Source organism: Pedococcus sp. P1_H8 (assembly GCF_056405175.1).
On record NZ_JBFUCP010000126.1, the window covers coordinates 1 to 526 of the forward strand.

Sequence of the window (526 nt, forward strand, 5' to 3'; positions counted from 1 at the left end):
GCGCCATCACCGTGCACACCACGGCCAGGGCGAGACCGGGCTGGGCCAGCGAGGTGCTCACCGCTCCTCCTCTCCCCGGCGACCGCGCGTGGCCGACGGGTCCGCGGACCGGTCAGCGCCGCGCGAACGCGGCCGCGCTCAGAACCGTCCGCTGCGGGTGATCCGGCCGGAGCTGCTGGGCCCGCCGAACGAACCGGGGGAGCGGCCGCCGCCGCCCCCGCCGCCGCGGTTGCCCCAGCCGCCGCTCATGCCGCCGCGCATCATCGAGTCGATCAGGATGCCGCCGAGGATCGCGCCGGTGTTGCTGCCCGCGCTCTGCTGCGGCCGGCGGCTGGCCTCCCAGCGCTGCACGTCGGACTGGGCCTGCCGCATCGCCCGGGCGCCGAGGTCGCCGGCGGCCTGGGCGTGCTGCAGCGCCTTCGACGGGTCCGAGCCGGCCAGCTGGCGGGCGGCCTCGTAGTGCCGCTGCGCCTCGGAGAGCCGGGTCCGGGCCTCCGCGCCGACCGCGCCGCGCCGGGTGTTGACG

The 526-nt window shown here is 78.7% G+C and carries 1 pseudogene; it reads right to left on the reverse strand.

Going from position 1 to position 526, the window contains the following annotated elements:
* Positions 1–138: 138 nt before the first annotated feature.
* A pseudogene (locus AC1DYG_RS19190) lies at positions 139–526 on the reverse strand (TPM domain-containing protein); the annotation flags it as partial.